We start from the raw sequence: 17,567 nt of genomic DNA on the forward strand, positions 1-17,567 counted from the left end.
ACTCACTCACCACCCAAATGGAGCACTCCCGATGAGCACTGTTCCTCCTCCCGCGCCCGGCATGGCCGGCAGCGTTCCCAACTACCTGGCCTGGTCGATCATCTCGACCGTGCTCGCCTCCTGCCTGTGCTGCCCGCTCGGCCTCGTCGGCATCGTGGCCATCGTGTTCTCGAACAAGGTCAACACCCTGTTGCGCCAGGGCGACATCGCCGGTGCGCAGCGCGCGTCGGCCACCGCCAAGACCTGGTGCTGGGTGGCGACCGCATTGGCCATCATCGGCCTGTTGATCAACATCTGGGCCTACTCGACCGGCGGCCTGCAGCAGTACATGCAGGCGATGGAACAGATCCAAGCCGCGCAGTCTTGAACCTTGCGCTGAAACCGCTGCATCTCGCAGGACTGACGGCGGCCGCATTCGCGGCCGTCGTCGGTTTCTGGTTGCTGCGCCATTTCGATCCCAATGCGGCGGGCAATCCCTTCCCGGGCTGCGTGTTCCGCGCGCTGACCGGCTATTACTGCATCGGTTGCGGCATGACCCGCATGCTGCATGCGCTGGCCCACGGCGACGTGATACGCGCGTTCGCGATGAATCCCTTGGCGATGGCGATGCTCTCGCTGTCGCCCCTGCTGGCGGCATGGCGGCTGGGTTGGCAACCGAAGTTCCTGCAGCCGTTGATCGCCCTGCTGGCAGAGCCGAAGTTCTGGCTGGTGCTGCTGCCGCTGTACTGGATCGCCCGCAACCTGCCGTGGTGGCCGTTCACGCTGCTGGCGCCGGGCGGGTTGTTGTCGTAAACGCCTTTCCCGTTTCTTGCGAAAGAAAGGCGAAGCGCAAGACAAGCTTTCGTAGAGTCGAGCTTGCTCGACTGCACTTCGTTCCCGCATCGGGAAGCAAAGCTAAGACGAAGGCGCGGCCGGCGAAGCACGCCGGGCGTTCGCTGACGCGCGCGGCAATGCCGCGCAAGCGCCGTATCTTCTTCGACAACCATCCGCCGCCTTCCGTGGCGAAACATATCGACTTCGGACGGTCCAGCCCGGCCATCCATGGCCGGGCGTTCGCTGAGGCTGCGCGGCAATGCCGCGCAAAGCTCGCCTCAGCTCACCCAACCGGCGATGACGAAGACGGCCATTACCGCCAGCCATAGCAGCAGGACGCGCCAGACCAGGCTCATCGCATCGCGCAGTTCGGGCATGTCGCGCAGACGCGGCACCAGGCCGTCGGCGACGTAATCGGCGGCTTCCTCCGCCAGCTCCGACTTCACGCTGGCCCGCGCCGCGGCGGCGAGGAAGCCGGTATCGAGTTGCAATTCGGCGCCGCCCGCGCCGCGCCATGCCTGCAACACCACGTCGAAATTCCCGACCAGCGCCATCGACCATGTCATCAGCTGCGCAACCGGCCATTCCAGCACGGCGCGCAAACCGCGCGCGCCCGCGGCGGTGGCCGGCGGCAGGCGCTGCGCGTATTCGCCCTCGCAGGCAAAACCGACCAGGCGGAACAGGATCGCGCCGAACGGGCCCAGCACCGCGAACCAGAACAGCACGCCGAACCAGCGCCGCAATGCGCTGGAGAACACCGCTTCGACCAGGGCGGGACCATCGTCGCGCGGCGTCTCGTCGGACGGCCACAGGCGCGCGATGGCGTCGCGGCGCCCGGCTTCCTCGTGGCTGTCGATCACCGCCTCCACGTCGACATCGAGGTCGCGCGGACCCCACGCGTAAACCAGCACGGCGACGTAGTACAGGAACCCCAGCAGGCCCAGCCATGGCGCGTGCAAACCCCATTGGATCAGCACGACCAGCAGCAGCGGCGGCACCAGGGCCAGGACGATGCCGTAACGGCCTCGCCAGAAGCTGCCCTCACCCGCGTGCGTGTCCAGCCATTGCAGCCACTGGCCGAACCAGCCGTAGCGACGCGCCGAGCCGACCAGCGCCGGGGCGACGTGGCCCAGCACCAGGGCAAGGACGGCAGCCACCAGGGTGACGAACATGCAAAACCTCCACCGTTGATCCTAGCCTGCCTCGTGTGGAGGCCGCGGCTACATTCCCCGCACCAGTGCTGCGGCGTTCAGGCCAGGGCCCCACGCTGCATGTACCAATGCTCGATCAACGAACGGGCAATCGAAATCGGCGAGGACAGCAGGACGCCTTCGCCATCGTCCCCCGCCGCCTCGCGCCGCAGGGCTTCGCCGATTTCATCGACGCCGAACCAGCGCGCAGCCTCCAGCTCGCCGTCGACCTGGGGCTCGTCGGGTTCGGCATCGGCCTCGAAGCCCAGCATCAGCGCGCCGGGGAACGGCCATGGCTGCGCGCCGAGATAGCGGCTGGCGCGCACACGCACGCGGGTTTCCTCATAGACCTCGCGGGCCACGGTCTGCTCCAGCGACTCGCCCGGTTCGACGAAACCCGCCACCACCGACCAGCGTCGCGCCGGCCAGCCGGACTGGCGGCCGAGCAGCAGGCGTTCGCCATCGCTGACCGCGACGATCACCGCTGGATCGACGCGCGGGTAGTGCTCGCGTCCGCATTGGGTGCACGCGCCCTGATAGCCGGCTCGGCGGAATTCGACCGCGCCGCCGCAGGTGCCGCAATGACGCGTGCCTGCGTGCCAATGCAGCAGCGCGCGGGCCAACGCGAACACGCCCGCCTCGAAGGCCGGCCACGTGGCTGCGGCCCGGCGCAGGTCGATGCGTTGCGGCGCTTCGAAGGAAACCACGTCCGCGCGTACCGCGAACCATGCCTGCGCTTCGCGCAGGCCCAGGAAGATCGCGGCGCCCGGTCCACCGCCGAGCTGTGTACCAGTGACGACCATGGCTTGCCCGGTTTCATCGGCGTGGGCGCGGCCCTCGTCGTCGACGATCAGGATACGCGCCTGCGGCCACAGCCCGAGCAAGGCCGCAACGTCGTCGCGCAGCTTGTCGGCGCGGTCCAGGGGCGTGTCGGCGAAGGCGTAGCCGGAAAGCGCGGGGCGAGTGTCCATGCGAGCCGCCAGTTTAACGCCAGCGGCGGATTGCTCGGCCATTCGGAGCCCGCACATTGGGCTTTATCGGGCGTTATGCACCGATCCGACGCGGAAAGGAGTTTTAGACGCTGAAGCTGCTGCCGCAGCCGCAGGTGGTCTTCGCGTTCGGGTTGCGGATCACGAACTGCGCGCCATGCAGGCTTTCGCTGTAATCGACCTCGGCGCCCATCAGGTATTGCAGGCTGAGCGGATCGACTAGCAGGGTCACGCCGTCGGTGTCGATGGCGAGGTCGTCCTCGGCGCGGTTCTCGTCGAATTCGAAACCGTACTGGAAGCCGGAACAACCGCCGCCCTGGATGTACACGCGCAAGGCCAGCGCCGCGTTGCCTTCCTCGCGCACCAGTTCACGCACCTTGGCGGCCGCGGCGGCGGTGAAGTTCAGCGGGCGCTGCAGCGACTGGTAATCGGGGGCGGCGCCGGGCAGGGAAACGAGACTGCTCATGGGTTCAAGCATGGGGTTGCGGCCAAGGCGATTCAAGCGCGCGGATGGAACGCTGCATCAGGCGCCGCCCGCGCCGGGCTTGGCCACGGCATCGGCCCAGCCGAAGGACTGCTCCACCGCCGCACCGCGCTGCGGCACCAGCCGTACCGCCACGCGCGTGGGAGAGAAACCGACCGGCAATACCAGATCGCCTTCGACCTGCTCGAAATACTTGAACGAGTACGCCACCCCCGGCGCATTGGCCTGCTGGCGCAAGTCGGCCCAGGCCAGCCGGCGCAGCTTGCCGCCCTGGGTGCCTTCCACCGCCAGTTGCAGGCTGCCGGCGTTGACCGCACCGCGGTTCAGGTTCTGGGTCAGGGTGGCGGTGAAATGCCAGGCCTGTTCGCCCTGCGCCTGCAGTTTCAGCTCGTGCACGGTCAACCCGCGGCGCTGCGCGGTGGCGCCGACGAAGCGCTCGTAGAACGCCACGTCGGCGCGCAAGCCGGCGATTTCCTCGTCGCGTTCGGCCAGCGTGCTCTGCAGGTCGGTGTTGGCGTCGCGGCTGATCTGGTCGGAACGGGTCAGCGTGGCGACCTGCTGTTCCAGTTCGGCGACGCGCTTGCGTTGCGTTTCGAACTGCGCGGCGCTGGGCGTCGTGGAAGGCGAAGCGGCCTGCATGGTCTTCCACACGCCCCACGCGCCGAAGCCCAGCCAGACCAGGGCCAACACGCCCAGCACGTACAGCAGGAACCGCGCCCAACGCGACAGGGGCTGCAGGTGCGGGCCGGGAGGCGCCGAAGCGGACGCGGGCGCCGGGTCGGGGTTGTCGCTCATGCCGCCAGCATAACGCCCGACGGATGAAGCTCAGCCGTTGGCGGCAGCCGGGAACGGCAGGGGCGCGGCGGCCGATGCGACGGCTTCGGCCTGGGCCGCGTCGCTGTGGATCAGCCGGCCGGTCAGGGTCGCGCCGGCGCGCATTTCCACGACCTTGTAATGGACGTTGCCCAGCACCCGCGCCTTCGACGCCAGTTCGACCCGTTCCGAGGCGTGCACGTCGCCCTGCAACTGGCCGTCGACCACCACCACCGGCACGCGTACCTCGCCTTCGATGCTGCCCTGTTCGGCCAGGGTCAGCACTGCCGGCGCGCCGTCCTCGGCCAGCACCTTGCCGTGGATGCGGCCCTCCACGTACAGCCCGCCGCTGAACACCACGTCGCCGCGGATCACCACCTGGGGGCCGATCAGGGTGTCGATGGTTTCGCCGTGGCGGCCGGGTTTGGGCTTGAACATGAGGGCACTCCGGATGTCAGGTCCTGGCGGTCTGCCAGTCGAAATCGCGCTCCACCGCGACGTCGCCGCCGAGCAGCGAAACGCGCACGCGTTGCGGGACGAAACCTTCCGGCAGCATCACGCTGCCTTCGAGTTCCTGGAAATAGCGGAACGAGTACGGCTGCTCGGGCGCCGCGGGATTCTGGTGCAGCTGCGTCCAATCCACCCGGGCGAGGCGACCGTCGCGCACGCCTTCGATCAGGAAGCGCATGCGTCCGCTGCTGACCGTGCCGCGGTTGAGGTTCTGAGTCAGCACGATGCGGTACTTCCACGCCGCACCGCCGGCGGACACGAACTGCGAAGAATGCACGTTCAGGCCCTGCGGCTGGCTGGTCGGCCCGACCAGACGCTCGTAGAAGGCCACGTCGGCGCGCAGGCCGGCGATTTCCTCCTCGCGCTGGGCGAGGGTGTGCTGCAGGTCGAGGTTGGCGTCGCGGCTGATCTGGTCCGAACGCGCCAGGGTCACGTCGCGCTGGCCCAGGTCATGCAGGCGATCGCGTTGGGCCTGCAATTGCCGCTCGGCCTGGTCCATGCGCCGGCTGACCTCGGCCAGCCTTGGCGCGGCGCGGTGAGCGGCCCATTGCCAGGCCACCGCCACGCTGAGCGACCACAACGCGACGATGGCCAACGGCGCCAGCCAGCGTCGGCGGCGCGGTTCGCGCAGGACGATGCGGTAACGGGACGGGGCGCGGGACATCGTCAGCGCTCCGGGTTCGGCGAGTTTTTGCGCATCGATGCATCCCCTTGCCGCCCCTGTTTCGCTCAGGTGGCAGCCAGATTCCCGGCCTATACTCGGCGGCGACACGGGCCCCTGTACCCGGTCGCCGTCTCCGCAGTCTAGGGGAAAAGCCGCCATGTCCGAGGTGCATCTTTTCGTAATTGGGATCCTGTTGGCATGGATGGCCGGGATCCGGGTCTACCTGACCGTGTTCGGCATCGGCTTGGCCGGTGCGCTGGGCTGGGTCGACCTGCCGACTGCGCTGGAGCCGGCCGAGTCGTGGTGGGTGCTCGGCACCTCCGGCGCGCTGGCGCTGGTGGAGTTCTTCGCCGACAAGATCCCGGGCGTGGATTCGGGCTGGGACCTGCTGCAGACCCTGGTGCGGATTCCCGCCGGCGCCTTCCTCGCCGCGGCGACGCTGTCGCCCGACGGCCACCTCAGCGGCGGTGCCCTCGCCGCCGGCGCCGGAATCGCCCTGACCAGCCATGTGCTGAAGACCGGTTCGCGCGCGCTGCTCAATACTTCGCCCGAACCGGTGTCGAACTGGACCGCCTCGATCACCGAAGACGTGGCCGTTACCGGCGCATTGGCGCTGGCCTTCGCCCACCCGTGGATTGCGCTGTTCCTGGTCGTCGGGGTCAGCGTGCTGGTCGCACTGGCGATCTGGTGGGTGTGGCGCAAACTCAGCCGCGGGGTGCGCAGGCTGTTCGCGACAGAATCGCAGTCGCCGCGCACGGCGATCGAATAACGGCTGCTGCGGCACGTAGGGTGGGCATGCTTTTTGTACCCGCCGCGGAGGTCAATGGTGGGCACAAAAAGCGTGCCCACCCTACTCAGCTTATTCGTCCAGCTTGGTCAGCAGGTAGTTCGGCTCGCCGATGCGTTCGATCAGCGACAGCTGGGTCTCGATCCAATCGATGTGTTCTTCTTCCGAGTCCAGGATGTCGGCGAACAGCTGGCGGCTGACGTAGTCGCCGACGCTTTCGCTGTGCGCGATCGCCTCGCGCAGCAATGGGACGGCTTCCATCTCAAGCGCCAGGTCGCACTTGAGCAGCTCCACCGGGTTCTCGCCGATGCGCAGCTTGCCCAGCGCCTGGAAATTCGGCAGGCCGTCGAGGAACAGGATGCGCTCGGACAGCTTGTCCGCATGCTTCATCTCGTCGATCGATTCCTTGTATTCGTGCTCGGCCAGTTCCTTCAGGCCCCAGTTCTTCAGCATCTTGGCGTGCAGGAAATACTGGTTGATCGCGGTCAGCTCGTTGTACAGCGCGCGATTGAGGAATTCGATGACCTTGGCGTCGCCCTTCATGACCTGTTCCTTGGGAGAAGATGCGCGCAGCTTAGCCCTGCGCGCCGCGCAATGACGGAACGCGAATCGTGTTCATTTCGAAGAAAACGCGCGCCGGGATGGCGCGTCAGGCCGCGTGCGACAGCACCGGCACCGGGAACGGCGAAGCGCGTTGCGCATCGCGGGCTTCGTTCAACAGGTCGGCCGCCATGTCCAGGCAGGTGCCGCAGGTCGCGCCGCAGCCGGTGCGCATGGTCAGCTCGGCCACGCTGCGGCAACCGTTGGCGGCGGCTTCGCGAATCTGGTGGTCGGTGACGCCGTTGCAGACACAGACGTACATGGCGGATCGGACATGCGGACGGGCGCGGAATGGCCCGGGCCTATTCAAGCCCAGATGAGAATGATTGTCAATTCTGACCGGATCCGTCCCTTCCCGCCCCGCCCCGGCTGCCGGGATTGCCGCCCGGCCGGCGCCGGGACCGCCCACGCGGCTGCGGGAGCCCCGTGCCCAGGCTGGCGGCTTCCAGCATCAGCTGGGGAATCGCCTGCATGCCGGCCACCATCTGCGCGAACGGCGCCAGATGGCGCAGCGCGCGGGCGTATACGCCGCGCTTGAAGGTGACGACATGCTCCAGCGGGTACCAGAAATCGACCCAGCGCCAGTGGTCGAACTCGGGGGTTTCGGTCAGGTCGAGGCGCAGATGGGCCTCGTCGCCGATCAGCTGCAGCAGGAACCAGACCTGTTTCTGGCCGATGCAGACGTGGCGCTCGTTGCGGCGGATCGCCCGCTGCGGCAGGCGATAGCGCAGCCAGCCGGGGGTCGCGCCCAGCACCAGCACGTGCTCGGGCAGCAGGCCGGTTTCCTCGCGCAGCTCGCGGTACATGGCCTCGAGCGGGGTTTCGTCCGTGTTCATCCCGCCCTGCGGGAACTGCCAGCCGTCCCGGCGCACCCGTCGCGCCCAGAACACCCGGCCGTCCGGGCGCATCAACACGATACCGACATTGGGTCGGTAGCCGTCCGGATCGATCACGATGCGGACTCCTGAATATCTACTGCCCCCGACAATGCCATGTCCCGGACAACGCCACAAGCCGGCCGGCCGATAATTGACGTAGGCCCGAGAGCCGGGGAAAATACGGGGTTCACGCGGCTATGTAGCTCAGCCGGTTAGAGCACAGCACTCATAATGCTGGGGTCGGTGGTTCGAGTCCACCCATAGCCACCATCTTCCGCGTGCGACATGCCCGCATGTTGTCTGCGCCGAGACGATCGACGCGTCACGTCCAACCCCGCCAGCCAGCGGGGTTTTTCATTTCCGGTCCGTCCGTTGCCGATCCCCGTCTGGCTTGTCGACGATGGATTCTTCGCGTTGCCCGTTTCTAGGCCGCAATCACACGGTTTTTCCTGATCGCGCGTGCGGCGGACGCTCTCGCCTGCCACTTGCCTGTTCACTCCAGGCGAACACACGCCGGCTATCGTCGCGACATGGCTCGCCGCACCTCCCGCGAACCGCCCAAGCTCGGCAAGCCCGTGGATGAGGTATTGACGGGAAGCCTGGCGACATTGCGGCGCGAGGCGAGCGATTGCCGGCGTTGCCCTTTGTGGCGCTTCGCCACGCAGACCGTGTTCGGGACCGGTCCCGGCAATGCACGGATGATGCTGATCGGCGAACAGCCTGGCTCGCAGGAAGACCTGCAGGGTGAACCCTTCGTCGGGCCGGCCGGTCATCTGCTGCGCGATGCGCTCGCCGAAGCGGGCATCGATGTCGCAAGCCTGTATCTCACCAATACGGTCAAGCATTTCAAGTACGAACAGCGCGGCAAGGTACGATTGCACAAACGCGCGAACTCATCCGAACAGGCTGCGTGCAGGCCGTGGCTCGCCGCGGAACTTGCACGCGTTCGACCACAGATCGTCGTTGCGTTGGGGGCCATGGCGGCGCAAACCTTGTTCGGCAACGCGTTCCGCCTCACACGGGAACGCGGTCGATGGCATCCGCTGGGAGAGGACACCCAGGCCATGGCGACCTGGCATCCCTCGGCGATCTTGAGGATGCGCTCGCCCGAACGGGAGGAAGCGCGCAGGCAACTCGTGTCCGACTTGCAGCGCGCCGCCGGGAAACTTTCAGAATAGCCGGTGCGCAACATGGCACCAGCCACCGCGATGGGTCTCAACGAAAATCCCGGCTGCGCGCCACAACTCCAGCAAGCAACGCGTCGACGTTTTCCATCCTGTCGACGATCAGGTGCTGCACGCCGTCGACCCGCTCCAGCCGTCCATCGATGGCGAGCAGGTGGCTTTCGACCAGCACCCGGTGCTGGCGTTCGGACACATGGGCCCAGACGACGGCGTTGACCATGCCGTGCTCGTCTTCCAGTGTCACGAAGGTCACCCCGCTGGCGGTCTGCGGTCGCTGCCGCATCCGCACGATACCGGCATAGCGCACGCGCCGGCCATGCGGCGTCTGGGCCAGATCCGAGGAACTCCGGTAACGACGCGCCGAGAGCTGGCTACGGATGAAGGCCAGCGGATGCTTGCCCAGCGTGGTCTGGGTCGTGGCGTAATCGGCCCGCATGTCCTCGAACGAGGTCGGCACCGGCAATGTTGGCGTGGGCTCCGGCGTCGCCGCCAGCCCGTCGAACAAGGGCAATGGTTTCTCGACACCGGTGACCTTCCACCGAGCCCGGTGCCGATGGCCCGCCAATCCCTTCAATGCGCCGGCATCGGCCAGCATCGCCAGATGTCGCGGCTCGAGCTGGCAGCGATCGCTAAGGTCCGCGACGTCGACGAACGAATACCTGGCGCGGGCCGCACTGATCCGCTCGGCCGCATCCTGCGGGAAACCCTTGATCATCCGCAGGCCCAGGCGGATCGCCGGATCTTCCGAAGCATTGCCGGAGGCAAATGCCAGGGCGCAGTCCCAATCGCTGTAGCGCACGTCGACCGGCAACGTCCGGATGCCATGGCGCCGCGCGTCCTGCAGGATCTGGTCCGGCGTGTAGAACCCCAACGGCTGACTGTTGATCAGGCTGGCGGCGAACGCGGCCGGCTCGTGGCATTTGAGCCAGGTGCTGGCATAGGTGATCAGCGCGAAGCTGGCGGCATGGCTCTCCGGAAAACCGTAGCTGCCGAAGCCCTTGATCCGTTCGAACAACTGTTCGGCGTACTCGCGGGTGTAGCCGCGCGCCAGCATGCCGGCGGTCAGGCGTTCCTGATGCGGCTCCAATCCACCGCGTCGTTTCCACGCGGCCATCGAGCGGCGCAACTTATCGGCCTCGCCCGGCGTGAACCCGGCGGCCGACACCGCCACCTGCATCACCTGCTCCTGGAACAGCGGCACGCCCAAGGTGCGTTCGAATACATGCTTCAGCTGTGGCGGATAATCGATCGGTTCTTCTTCGCGGCGACGGCGCAGGTAGGGATGGACCATGTCGCCCTGGATCGGACCCGGGCGGACGATGGCGACCTGGATCACCACGTCGTAGAACTTCTTCGGCCGCAGCCGCGGCAGCATCGCCATCTGCGCACGTGACTCGATCTGGAACACGCCGACCGTATCGGCGCGCCTCATCATCGCGTAGGTCGGCCCGTCTTCCGACGGGATCGTCGCCAAGGTCAGATCGCGACGACCGGCGGCGCGGAGCATCGCCAACGTCTTGCGCACCGCGGTCAGCATGCCCAGCGCCAGGCAATCGACCTTCATCAGGCCGAGCGTGTCGAGATCGTCCTTGTCCCACTGGATCACCGTGCGATCCGCCATCGAGGCGTTCTCCACCGGCACCATAGTGTGCAATGGGTGTTCGGAGATCACGAACCCGCCCGGATGCTGCGACAGGTGGCGCGGAAAGCCGATCAGCTCGGCGGTCAGGGCGACGATCTGGCGGATGACCGGCGACTCGGGATCGAATCCCCGCTCCTGCAACTGCGCAGCCGAGGGCACGCGTTCGCTCCAGTAATCGAGCATTGCCGACAGTTCGCTGACCTGGTCGGGCGGCAGGCCCAGAGCCTTGGCCACGTCGTTGATCGCGCTGCGGCTGCGGTAGCTGATCGCCACCGCGGTCAGGGCCGCGCGTTCGCGGCCATAGCGTTCGTAGACGTACTGAAGGACCTCTTCGCGCCGCTCGTGCTCGAAATCGATGTCGATGTCCGGCGGCTCGTTGCGTTCTCGGCTGATGAAACGCTCGAACAGCAAATCGATGCGCATCGGGTCCAACTCGGTCACGCCCAGGGCAAAGCACACTGTCGAGTTCGCCGCCGAGCCGCGACCCTGGCACAGGATCTGACGGCTGCGGGCGAAGCGGACCAGGTCGTGGACGGTCAGGAAGTACGACTCGTACTTCAGTTCTGCGATCAGCGCGAGCTCGTGCTCGATCTGGGCCCGGGCCTTGTCCGGGATGCCGTTCGGCCAACGCCAGTGGATGCCCTCCTCGGTCAGATGCCGCAACCAGCTGGTCGGCGTGTGGTCCGCAGGCACCAGTTCGTGCGGATAGGTGTAGCGGAGCTGGTCGAGGGTGAAGGTGCAGCGCTGGGCCAGGCGCACGCTCTCGGCCAGCAACTCGGCCGGATACATCGCGGCCAGCGCCTGGCGGGTGCGCAGGTGGCGCTCGCCGTTGGGGAACAAGCGCCAACCCGCTTCCGCGACCGTGCAGTGGTGGCGGATCGCGGTCAGCGTGTCCTGCAGGGCACGACGTCCGCGCACGTGCATGTGCACGTCGCCGGCAGCGACCATCGGCAGGTCGTGCACTTCGGCCAGCTGCTGCAGCTGCTGCCAATGCCGGTCGTCGTGCGGGCCGCGATGGCGCTCGACCGCCAACCACAGCCGTTCCGGGAACACGCGTTTCAACCAGAGGATGTCTGCTTCGGCCGTCAGGGACCCCTGACAGAGGAGACAGAAAAGCCCGGCCACGCCGTCAGGGAAGTCCTCGCGCAGGCATCGGTATTGCCCTTTCTTCGCCCGGCGTCGGGCGACGGTGATCAGTTGGCACAGTTGCTGGTAGCCGGCGATCGTCTCGCATAGCAGGACCACCTTGGGGCCATCCTCGACCTGGAATTCGGCGCCGACGACCAGGGGAACACCGGTCTCGTTCGAGGCTTCAAAGGCGCGAACGATGCCCGCCAGCGAACACTCGTCGGTAATCGCCAGCGCGGCATAACCTTGCTGTTTGGCCCGTTCGAACAGTTCACGGGCGATCGAAGCGCCGCGCTGGAACGAGAACGCCGACAGGCAATGCAGTTCGGCATAGGCCGGCGCGCTCATGCGAACCATCCATGCAGCATCAAGGGCCCTTCCTGGCCCGGTGCCGTGAACGCCCAGGCACGTTGTCCCTCGCGGGTCTGGACGATGTAGTAATCGCGACGCACATCGCCGTCCCACCAGCCCGATTCGATGCGCTCGGGTCCGGAGACGATCTGCAAGCCGAAACCGCGCAGCGGGATCGGCTGCGGCAACAACCAGGCCGGGCGCGGGGGCAACGACGACGGCACCACCGAAACCGACGATGACGACGATGCGCGTTCGGGCCGATGATCGGCCTGCACCGCCAGCGGCTGCACAGCGTCATCGCCGAGCCGGGCGCGCAGGCGCTCGCGCAGTTGTTCCCAGGGCACGGCCTGCGACGGCCGGGCGTCGAACAGGTCGCGCGCGACCGGCACGAACGGCGGCAGTTCCTCGGCGAGCAAGCGCATGCCGCGGGTGCCGGCCGGCAGCTGCAGATGGTCGAGGCGGCTGCGCGCCAGGTCGAACAGCACGGTGGCGTCGCGCTCGGGCGTGAGCAGGCCGACCACCAGTTCGCTGTCGGGAAAACGCTCGTGTTCGAACTTCAGCACGAAGCGCTGCACGCCGCCATCGCGCGAGGACAGGAACGTGGCCAGGTCGCGGGTCAGGCGGCGCAGCGGGAACAGCAGCGCCAGGCTCGACTCGACTTCGTACTCGAATTCGATCCGTGCCTCGAACCGGTCCGGCGGCTGGAAATAATCCAGTGGCGGTACCTGCCAGCCGCGGATCGCATCCAAGTGCTTGAGCACCTCGGGCGGGAAGCGCCGCGCGAGGCTCTCGCGGGCCAGCGCGAAAACCGGCCCCAGGGTGCGCAGGCCCGAGCGCGAGAGCGCGGTGGTCACCGGCTCCGGCAGGCCACTGCGTTCGATCGGGATCCGGCCCAGCGCCGTTTGCAGATGCGACGCATCGACGCCGATGCTGTCGTAGGCCTGCGCCAGTGCATGCGCGGCATGCGGATACGGCGCGGCCACGATCCGGTGCCGGAAGCCCAGCTCGGCCAACTCACTGCGCATGCGGCGCTCGATGTCCGGCCACGTGCCGAACAGCGCGCGGCTGGCGCCGATCTCCAGTACCAGCGCATGCGAGAAGTCCGTGCTGACCTGCGAGCTGAAACCATAGGCCCAGCTGGCCAGCATCGTCATCGCTTGCTCATCGCACTTCGGATCGTGTTCCTGGATCGCGAAATCGCGCGTCAGCACCTGCGCGGCCGACAGCAGCATGCCGCGGCGCAGGCCAAGCTTATGCGCGGCAGGACTGACCGCATGCAGGACACGCCGCTGCACCGGGCCCGTGACCAGGGCGAGTGCGATGCCGGGCTCGGGCTGTTGGCGGAGGACGGCGTCCATCGCCAGATGCGGCAATCGCAGGCAGGCCCAGTGCATGGCGCTTCACGAGGCCAGCGCGATCGGCTGCGCCGGAGCCAGGCCACCGCGGCACTTGAGCACGCGCACCTGCCGTGTGCCGGCTTCCAACTGCACCCGCAGCGCCGCCGGCGAAGGATTGCGTGCGTGCCTGGCTTCGCGAAACGCGAAACCCAGGCATTGGCCGGTCTCCGCGGCGACCTGCAGGCGACGCAGGGCGCGATCATCGGCCTGCTGCGGCCAGCACAGCACCGCGGCACACGCGGCCGAGCGCAGGCATTGCTCGCTCGCCCACAACGCATCGCGCGGATTGGCCTGCACCACCTGCAACCACGACAAGGCAATGCCCGCATAGGCCCAGCCCGGCGCATGGACGCGATAAGGAGGTGCGATCAGCACCACGCGTTGCCCGCCCTGGGTCAGGCGCGCGAGTGTGGGGAAAAGCAGCGCCAGTTCGCCCACGCCATCGGCAGGAATCAGCACTTCAGTCAGGGCGTGGTCCGGCCAGCCACCCTGCGGCAACCGTGCATCCAGCGCGGCATGCCCCGTGGGCTGCCGTGAGTCGCGCGATACCGACGCGTTGGCGCCGCGCCAGACGGTGCGCGCGTCCAGCAATCGATCCAGTGCAACGACGGCGCCCATCAGTCCTGCCTGACCAACCCGCAATACAGTCCTTCGATCGCGAAGTCGGCGTCCCTGGGCACCTCGATGGGCGCGTAGTCCGGATTGCGCGGCAGCAGGCGGATGCCGCGCGTGGTGATCTTCAGGCGCTTGATGGTGATTTCGCCATCGATGCGCGCCACCACGGTCTGCCCGTTCTCCGCCGAACTCGTCTGCCGCACCGCGACCAGATCGCCATCGAAGATGCCGTCGTCGCGCATCGAATCGCCCTTCACCCGCAACAGGTAATCGGGCCGCTGGCGGAATAGCGCCCGATCGACCACCAGCGATTCGTCGAAGGTATTCGCAGCGCCGATCGGCGCGCCGGCCGCCACCCGGCCCAGGATCGGCAGGTCGAGCTGGTCGCGCGACGAACGGGTCCGTCGTGACGTGCGCAGGCGGATGCCGCGGGCCCGGTTCGGCACCAGTTCCAGATGACCCTTGGCAGCCAGGGCTTCGAGGTGTTTCACGACCCCGCGCGGACTGGCCAGATCGAACGCGGCCTGGATCTCCGGGATGCTCGGCGGCATGCCTTCCCGGGCCGTGAAACGTTCCAGGAAGGACAGGATTTCGGCTTGGCGATCGGTCAGTGCGCTCATGGTATAAATATTTATACCTTCCGGTTCCCCTTGCAACCGCTCCAGCATCCGCAACCGGATCGCAGGGGTTGCGACGCCGACGATTCAGCCTCTTAGCGATGCCTCCTGCCACGTCACCCGAACTCGTTTCCACCCTGAATGCGGCCCCCGGTGCGCAAACCGGCTACCGCGGCCGCGCCTTCCTGTACGTGCTGGTCGCGTCCGGACCCGAAGACCTGCTCAAGGTCGGCATGACCCACGATCCGCTCGCGCGATGGTCCGCCTTCCATCCCCGCTGGTTCGAAGCCTTCGATCTCGAGCACAGCCTGCTGGTCGAAACCGAAACCCGCCAGGATGCGCAGGCGCTGGAAACCCAGCTGCACCGCGCGCTCGCGGCGCACCACTGCCCCATGCCCATCACCATGCGCGGCCAAGCCGGTGGCGGTACCGAGTGGTATCGCGGTGCCTACGCGGCGGCGCGACGGTTCGTCGCTGCCCGGCAGGCGGAGGGATTCGTCGCGCACTTCGCGGCGAGCGCATGGCTAAAGGCGGCCATGCGCCAACAGCAGGACCGGCTCGAAGGACTGCTGCACCAAGCCCATGCCGATCATGCGGCCGGATGGCTGTCGCCCGCCCAGCAGCAGGCGATGCGCGACCTGGTCGATGCTCATTTGACGCTCGATCCACAGATCGCGGCGCGCCTGCCTGCCGACGCCCTCGGGGCCTTGGGCATCGTTCCATGAACACGGCCGCGCTCCTGTTCGATACCGGGCCGCTGCTACTCGTCGACGACGCGGAAGGCGGCATCCGCTATTGGCCGCAATGGTTGGCTCCCGAACAGGGCGACGCATTGTTCGCGCAGCTGCGGGACGGCATTGCTTGGCACAGCGAACAGCGCCCAATGTACGACCGCATCGTCGACGTACCCCGCCTGCAGGCGACGGTGGCGCTGGGCAACGATGATGCCCTGCGCGAGCTGGCGGCTCGCATCGCCGTCGTGGCGCCGGCGCGATATTCCCATGTCGGCCTGAACTTCTATCGCGACGGCCACGATAGCGTGGCCATGCACCATGATCGAACGCGCCATCTCGTCGATGGCGCACCGATCGCGATCCTGTCGCTGGGCGCGCCCCGGGACATGCTGATTCGCCGCCAACACAAAGGCGCACGGGCCCTGCGCATCGCGCTCGAACCTGGCAGCCTGCTGGTCATGAGCCATGCCAGCCAGTTCACGCACGAGCATGGCATCCCGAAGACGACGCGCCATGCCGATCCGCGCATCAGTTGCGCATTCCGTGCGCGTTTGCCTGTCAATCCAATTTGACGAGAGTCAATGCAGGGGAACAGGAGGAGCAACGATCCGCCAACGGCCACTAAGCGGCGTCAGCCGCTGCGCTGCCTCGCAAACCAAAGACAATACGCCGCGTCCTTCACCGACGGGCGGAGCGCGCCCGTTTTCCACCCTTGCGTTGCGCAGTCGCGCGACTTTTCACGAACTCAGGGAAGGTTTCCGCCAGCGACGCCGTCTCCGGCAGGATGTAGAAAACCCCGCCCCGCTCGAACGTCGGGCGAATGATCTGCTCGTAGAACTCGGGCGAGACGTTGATGCAGCCATGAGTGACGCGGTTGTCGTCAGGCGAAGGCGATGCCAGGCGTTCGGGGCGTTTCTCGGCCGGAACGCCGGTAGCGGTAGGGTGGATGGAAACCGCGGACTCGTAGTCCACCCACAGCACGCGTCCGGCGTCGATCGACGGGCCGAAACCGCCCACGAAGCGACCGGCGGGCGTCGTGCGATCCCGGCCAGGAATCTCGCGTAGCGCGAGGCCGGCGACGCCGGGGGCCGTATGGTCGCCGGTCGCCGAGCCAAAAAGCCCCGGCGCCGCGCCGCGCAGCCGGCCGTCGCCGCCGAACACCAGGACCTGTGCAGCGGCCTTGTCCATGATCGCGAACGGATAGCCCTGGCTGTCCTTGGTTGCGACCACCCAGCCAGCAAGTTCAATCACCGTATCGGACACTTCCTGGTCTGGCGGAAGCTGATCGATGGCGGCGGCTACCGGTTGCGCGGGGGCATCGCCGGCGCTGGCCACGTCGATGCTCGCGAACGCCAGCGCCATCGCCAGCGCGCCATAGACGGCCCGGATTGCAGGATATGTGTACGTACGAATGGGACGTTTCCTCGGAACGAAGACTGCGTGACGAAGGGAAACCAGTGGCCTGCAAAGGCCACCGGGTCCCGGCTTCGAACCGTTCGTCACGAATGGTGCAACAACGATCAACCGCGCGGCGAGCGGCGGGGGGCCGATTCGAGCTGCTGGACGCGGCCTTCAATCTGATCCAGGCGCTGGTTGGCCTGCTGCGCGGACTGATTGGCGGACTCGGCGCTCTGGGCCGCGCCCTGCACCTTGGTGTCGAGTTGATCGAGGCGCGAGTTGATCGTCGCAAACTCGTCCTTATAGGTGGCGCAGGCGCCCAGGCTCAGGGCAACGATCGCCACGCCGAGCAAACGCGCCGTCTTCAGATGCTGATGGGTCAGGGACATTTGAATCCTCCTTCGTTTGGGAGCTGGGAATATAGCGGCCTTTTTGCCCTAGTCATGGAGCCGTCTTCAGTTGATGTTGGCGTACGTGGAAGGATTGTGAAGACGCGACAACGCTTGAGATTTGCGCCTGGAATCGATCAATTTTCATGGAAAAACGGGGTATTTTGACTTGGCCGTCACAAACCTATCTGCGGCTTACAGCCACGCCAAAAGGTGAATAGCGGGCCCTGACAAGCGAGCAGTTTTGCAACGTCGCAGACTTCTTCCCGACTTCCATCACCAGTCTCTTCCCACTACTGCGCGCTCCTTCCTGATCGTCTCGAAGCTGCTCTTGCACTTCCATCATCCAGCGACACACTCGATCTCGACGGCAGTACCAAG

General features: G+C 66.9%; 21 protein-coding genes and 1 tRNA gene. 7 read left to right on the top strand and 15 right to left on the bottom strand.

The genetic code is table 11. The annotated features are described in order from the left end of the window. Window positions 1–31: 31 nt before the first annotated feature. Together J5837_RS02545 and J5837_RS02550 are read left to right on the top strand one after the other, a co-directional pair. The gene (locus tag J5837_RS02545) at window positions 32–367 is read left to right on the top strand and encodes a CD225/dispanin family protein (RefSeq protein ID WP_210535149.1); all 336 of its coding nucleotides are present in this window, start codon (window positions 32–34) and stop codon (window positions 365–367) included. Then, a complete protein-coding gene (locus J5837_RS02550; protein WP_210535150.1) occupies window positions 364–792 on the top strand; it encodes a DUF2752 domain-containing protein in 429 nt (142 codons plus the stop codon). The genes J5837_RS02545 and J5837_RS02550 overlap by 4 nt, the downstream gene beginning before the upstream one ends. Window positions 793–1,091: 299 nt before the next feature. On the opposite strand, the gene J5837_RS02555 is transcribed toward J5837_RS02550, so the two are convergent. The 6 genes from J5837_RS02555 to J5837_RS02580 form a co-directional block, all read right to left on the bottom strand. Further along, on the bottom strand, window positions 1,092–1,985 hold the full coding sequence (locus J5837_RS02555; RefSeq protein ID WP_210535151.1) for a cobalamin biosynthesis protein: 894 nt from the start codon (window positions 1,983–1,985) through the stop codon (window positions 1,092–1,094). Between the two features lie 77 nt (window positions 1,986–2,062). Next, window positions 2,063–2,974 carry an NAD(+) diphosphatase gene (gene nudC, locus J5837_RS02560; RefSeq protein ID WP_210535152.1) on the bottom strand — a complete coding sequence of 304 codons (912 nt, stop codon included), beginning with the start codon at window positions 2,972–2,974 and terminating at the stop codon, window positions 2,063–2,065. 103 nt (window positions 2,975–3,077) lie between these two features. Beyond that, window positions 3,078–3,458: an iron-sulfur cluster insertion protein ErpA gene (gene erpA, locus J5837_RS02565; protein ID WP_210535153.1), complete on the bottom strand. Its 381-nt coding sequence runs from the start codon at window positions 3,456–3,458 to the stop codon at window positions 3,078–3,080. A 57-nt stretch (window positions 3,459–3,515) separates the two neighbouring features. After that, window positions 3,516–4,271 carry a DUF6776 family protein gene (locus J5837_RS02570; protein ID WP_244755532.1) on the bottom strand — a complete coding sequence of 252 codons (756 nt, stop codon included), beginning with the start codon at window positions 4,269–4,271 and terminating at the stop codon, window positions 3,516–3,518. Window positions 4,272–4,301: 30 nt separating this feature from the next. Then, window positions 4,302–4,727, bottom strand: coding sequence for a bactofilin family protein (locus J5837_RS02575; protein ID WP_210535154.1), 426 nt, complete (start codon window positions 4,725–4,727; stop codon window positions 4,302–4,304). 16 nt (window positions 4,728–4,743) lie between these two features. Further along, on the bottom strand, window positions 4,744–5,463 hold the full coding sequence (locus tag J5837_RS02580) for a DUF6776 family protein (protein WP_210535155.1): 720 nt from the start codon (window positions 5,461–5,463) through the stop codon (window positions 4,744–4,746). A 157-nt stretch (window positions 5,464–5,620) separates the two neighbouring features. Here J5837_RS02580 and J5837_RS02585 point away from each other — a divergent pair, with 157 nt between their 5' ends. Further along, complete coding sequence (locus J5837_RS02585) at window positions 5,621–6,232, top strand: DUF4126 domain-containing protein (protein ID WP_210535156.1); 612 nt, start codon at window positions 5,621–5,623, stop codon at window positions 6,230–6,232. Window positions 6,233–6,322: 90 nt separating this feature from the next. Here J5837_RS02585 and bfr read toward each other — a convergent pair whose 3' ends face one another. From bfr to J5837_RS02600, 3 genes are all read right to left on the bottom strand, one after another. Further along, a complete protein-coding gene (gene bfr / locus J5837_RS02590; RefSeq protein ID WP_210535157.1) occupies window positions 6,323–6,793 on the bottom strand; it encodes a bacterioferritin in 471 nt (156 codons plus the stop codon). 106 nt (window positions 6,794–6,899) lie between these two features. Continuing rightward, window positions 6,900–7,112, bottom strand: a complete 213-nt coding sequence (locus J5837_RS02595; protein ID WP_210535158.1) for a bacterioferritin-associated ferredoxin — start codon at window positions 7,110–7,112, stop codon at window positions 6,900–6,902. Between the two features lie 67 nt (window positions 7,113–7,179). Beyond that, window positions 7,180–7,803, bottom strand: a complete 624-nt coding sequence (locus tag J5837_RS02600) for an RNA pyrophosphohydrolase (RefSeq protein ID WP_210535159.1) — start codon at window positions 7,801–7,803, stop codon at window positions 7,180–7,182. Between the two features lie 118 nt (window positions 7,804–7,921). Here J5837_RS02600 and J5837_RS02605 point away from each other — a divergent pair. Next, a tRNA-Met gene (locus tag J5837_RS02605) sits at window positions 7,922–7,998 on the top strand. A 260-nt stretch (window positions 7,999–8,258) separates the two neighbouring features. Next, complete coding sequence (locus J5837_RS02610; protein WP_210535160.1) at window positions 8,259–8,906, top strand: UdgX family uracil-DNA binding protein; 648 nt, start codon at window positions 8,259–8,261, stop codon at window positions 8,904–8,906. 37 nt (window positions 8,907–8,943) lie between these two features. Here the strand turns inward: J5837_RS02610 and J5837_RS02615 are convergent, their stop codons facing one another. From J5837_RS02615 to lexA, 4 genes are read right to left on the bottom strand one after another with little or no spacing between them, the layout of a single operon-like run. After that, window positions 8,944–12,030 (bottom strand): error-prone DNA polymerase, encoded by a 3,087-nt coding sequence (locus J5837_RS02615; protein ID WP_210535161.1) that lies wholly within the window; start codon window positions 12,028–12,030, stop codon window positions 8,944–8,946. Then, the gene (locus J5837_RS02620) at window positions 12,027–13,430 is read right to left on the bottom strand and encodes a Y-family DNA polymerase (protein ID WP_210535162.1); all 1,404 of its coding nucleotides are present in this window, start codon (window positions 13,428–13,430) and stop codon (window positions 12,027–12,029) included. Before J5837_RS02620 ends, J5837_RS02615 begins: the two co-directional genes overlap by 4 nt. A 6-nt stretch (window positions 13,431–13,436) precedes the next feature. Then, a complete protein-coding gene (gene imuA / locus J5837_RS02625) occupies window positions 13,437–14,051 on the bottom strand; it encodes a translesion DNA synthesis-associated protein ImuA (protein WP_210535163.1) in 615 nt (204 codons plus the stop codon). Beyond that, a complete protein-coding gene (gene lexA, locus J5837_RS02630) occupies window positions 14,051–14,668 on the bottom strand; it encodes a transcriptional repressor LexA (RefSeq protein WP_210535164.1) in 618 nt (205 codons plus the stop codon). Before lexA ends, imuA begins: the two co-directional genes overlap by 1 nt. A 98-nt stretch (window positions 14,669–14,766) precedes the next feature. Between lexA and J5837_RS02635 the strand changes: the two genes are divergently transcribed. Further along, entirely contained in the window at window positions 14,767–15,390 is a 624-nt protein-coding gene (locus J5837_RS02635; protein ID WP_210535165.1) for a GIY-YIG nuclease family protein, read from the top strand. Further along, a complete protein-coding gene (locus J5837_RS02640; RefSeq protein WP_210535166.1) occupies window positions 15,387–15,971 on the top strand; it encodes an alpha-ketoglutarate-dependent dioxygenase AlkB family protein in 585 nt (194 codons plus the stop codon). Before J5837_RS02635 ends, J5837_RS02640 begins: the two co-directional genes overlap by 4 nt. 106 nt (window positions 15,972–16,077) lie before the next feature. On the opposite strand, the gene J5837_RS02645 is transcribed toward J5837_RS02640, so the two are convergent. Together J5837_RS02645 and J5837_RS02650 are read right to left on the bottom strand one after the other, a co-directional pair. Further along, window positions 16,078–16,761, bottom strand: a complete 684-nt coding sequence (locus J5837_RS02645; protein ID WP_210535167.1) for a L,D-transpeptidase — start codon at window positions 16,759–16,761, stop codon at window positions 16,078–16,080. Between the two features lie 158 nt (window positions 16,762–16,919). Then, the gene (locus J5837_RS02650) at window positions 16,920–17,186 is read right to left on the bottom strand and encodes a hypothetical protein (RefSeq protein ID WP_210535168.1); all 267 of its coding nucleotides are present in this window, start codon (window positions 17,184–17,186) and stop codon (window positions 16,920–16,922) included. Window positions 17,187–17,567 lie beyond the last annotated feature (381 nt).

It is taken from the genome of Pseudoxanthomonas helianthi (assembly GCF_017939625.1).
GTDB lineage: Bacteria > Pseudomonadota > Gammaproteobacteria > Xanthomonadales > Xanthomonadaceae > Pseudoxanthomonas_A > Pseudoxanthomonas_A helianthi.

Bases quoted from the DNA above. Each gene is read 5' to 3' on its own strand.
- J5837_RS02545 (WP_210535149.1), top strand. From the start codon at position 32: ATGAGCACTGTTCCTCCTCCCGCGCCCGGCATGGCCGGCAGCGTTCCC.
- J5837_RS02555 (WP_210535151.1), bottom strand. From the start codon at position 1,985: ATGTTCGTCACCCTGGTGGCTGCCGTCCTTGCCCTGGTGCTGGGCCAC.
- nudC (WP_210535152.1), bottom strand. From the start codon at position 2,974: ATGGACACTCGCCCCGCGCTTTCCGGCTACGCCTTCGCCGACACGCCC.
- erpA (WP_210535153.1), bottom strand. From the start codon at position 3,458: ATGAGCAGTCTCGTTTCCCTGCCCGGCGCCGCCCCCGATTACCAGTCG.
- J5837_RS02570 (WP_244755532.1), bottom strand. From the start codon at position 4,271: ATGAGCGACAACCCCGACCCGGCGCCCGCGTCCGCTTCGGCGCCTCCC.
- J5837_RS02575 (WP_210535154.1), bottom strand. From the start codon at position 4,727: ATGTTCAAGCCCAAACCCGGCCGCCACGGCGAAACCATCGACACCCTG.
- J5837_RS02580 (WP_210535155.1), bottom strand. From the start codon at position 5,463: ATGTCCCGCGCCCCGTCCCGTTACCGCATCGTCCTGCGCGAACCGCGC.
- J5837_RS02585 (WP_210535156.1), top strand. From the start codon at position 5,621: ATGTCCGAGGTGCATCTTTTCGTAATTGGGATCCTGTTGGCATGGATG.
- bfr (WP_210535157.1), bottom strand. From the start codon at position 6,793: ATGAAGGGCGACGCCAAGGTCATCGAATTCCTCAATCGCGCGCTGTAC.
- J5837_RS02595 (WP_210535158.1), bottom strand. From the start codon at position 7,112: ATGTACGTCTGTGTCTGCAACGGCGTCACCGACCACCAGATTCGCGAA.
- J5837_RS02610 (WP_210535160.1), top strand. From the start codon at position 8,259: ATGGCTCGCCGCACCTCCCGCGAACCGCCCAAGCTCGGCAAGCCCGTG.
- J5837_RS02615 (WP_210535161.1), bottom strand. From the start codon at position 12,030: ATGAGCGCGCCGGCCTATGCCGAACTGCATTGCCTGTCGGCGTTCTCG.
- J5837_RS02620 (WP_210535162.1), bottom strand. From the start codon at position 13,430: ATGCACTGGGCCTGCCTGCGATTGCCGCATCTGGCGATGGACGCCGTC.
- imuA (WP_210535163.1), bottom strand. From the start codon at position 14,051: ATGGGCGCCGTCGTTGCACTGGATCGATTGCTGGACGCGCGCACCGTC.
- lexA (WP_210535164.1), bottom strand. From the start codon at position 14,668: ATGAGCGCACTGACCGATCGCCAAGCCGAAATCCTGTCCTTCCTGGAA.
- J5837_RS02635 (WP_210535165.1), top strand. From the start codon at position 14,767: ATGCCTCCTGCCACGTCACCCGAACTCGTTTCCACCCTGAATGCGGCC.
- J5837_RS02640 (WP_210535166.1), top strand. From the start codon at position 15,387: ATGAACACGGCCGCGCTCCTGTTCGATACCGGGCCGCTGCTACTCGTC.
- J5837_RS02645 (WP_210535167.1), bottom strand. From the start codon at position 16,761: ATGGCGCTGGCGTTCGCGAGCATCGACGTGGCCAGCGCCGGCGATGCC.
- J5837_RS02650 (WP_210535168.1), bottom strand. From the start codon at position 17,186: ATGTCCCTGACCCATCAGCATCTGAAGACGGCGCGTTTGCTCGGCGTG.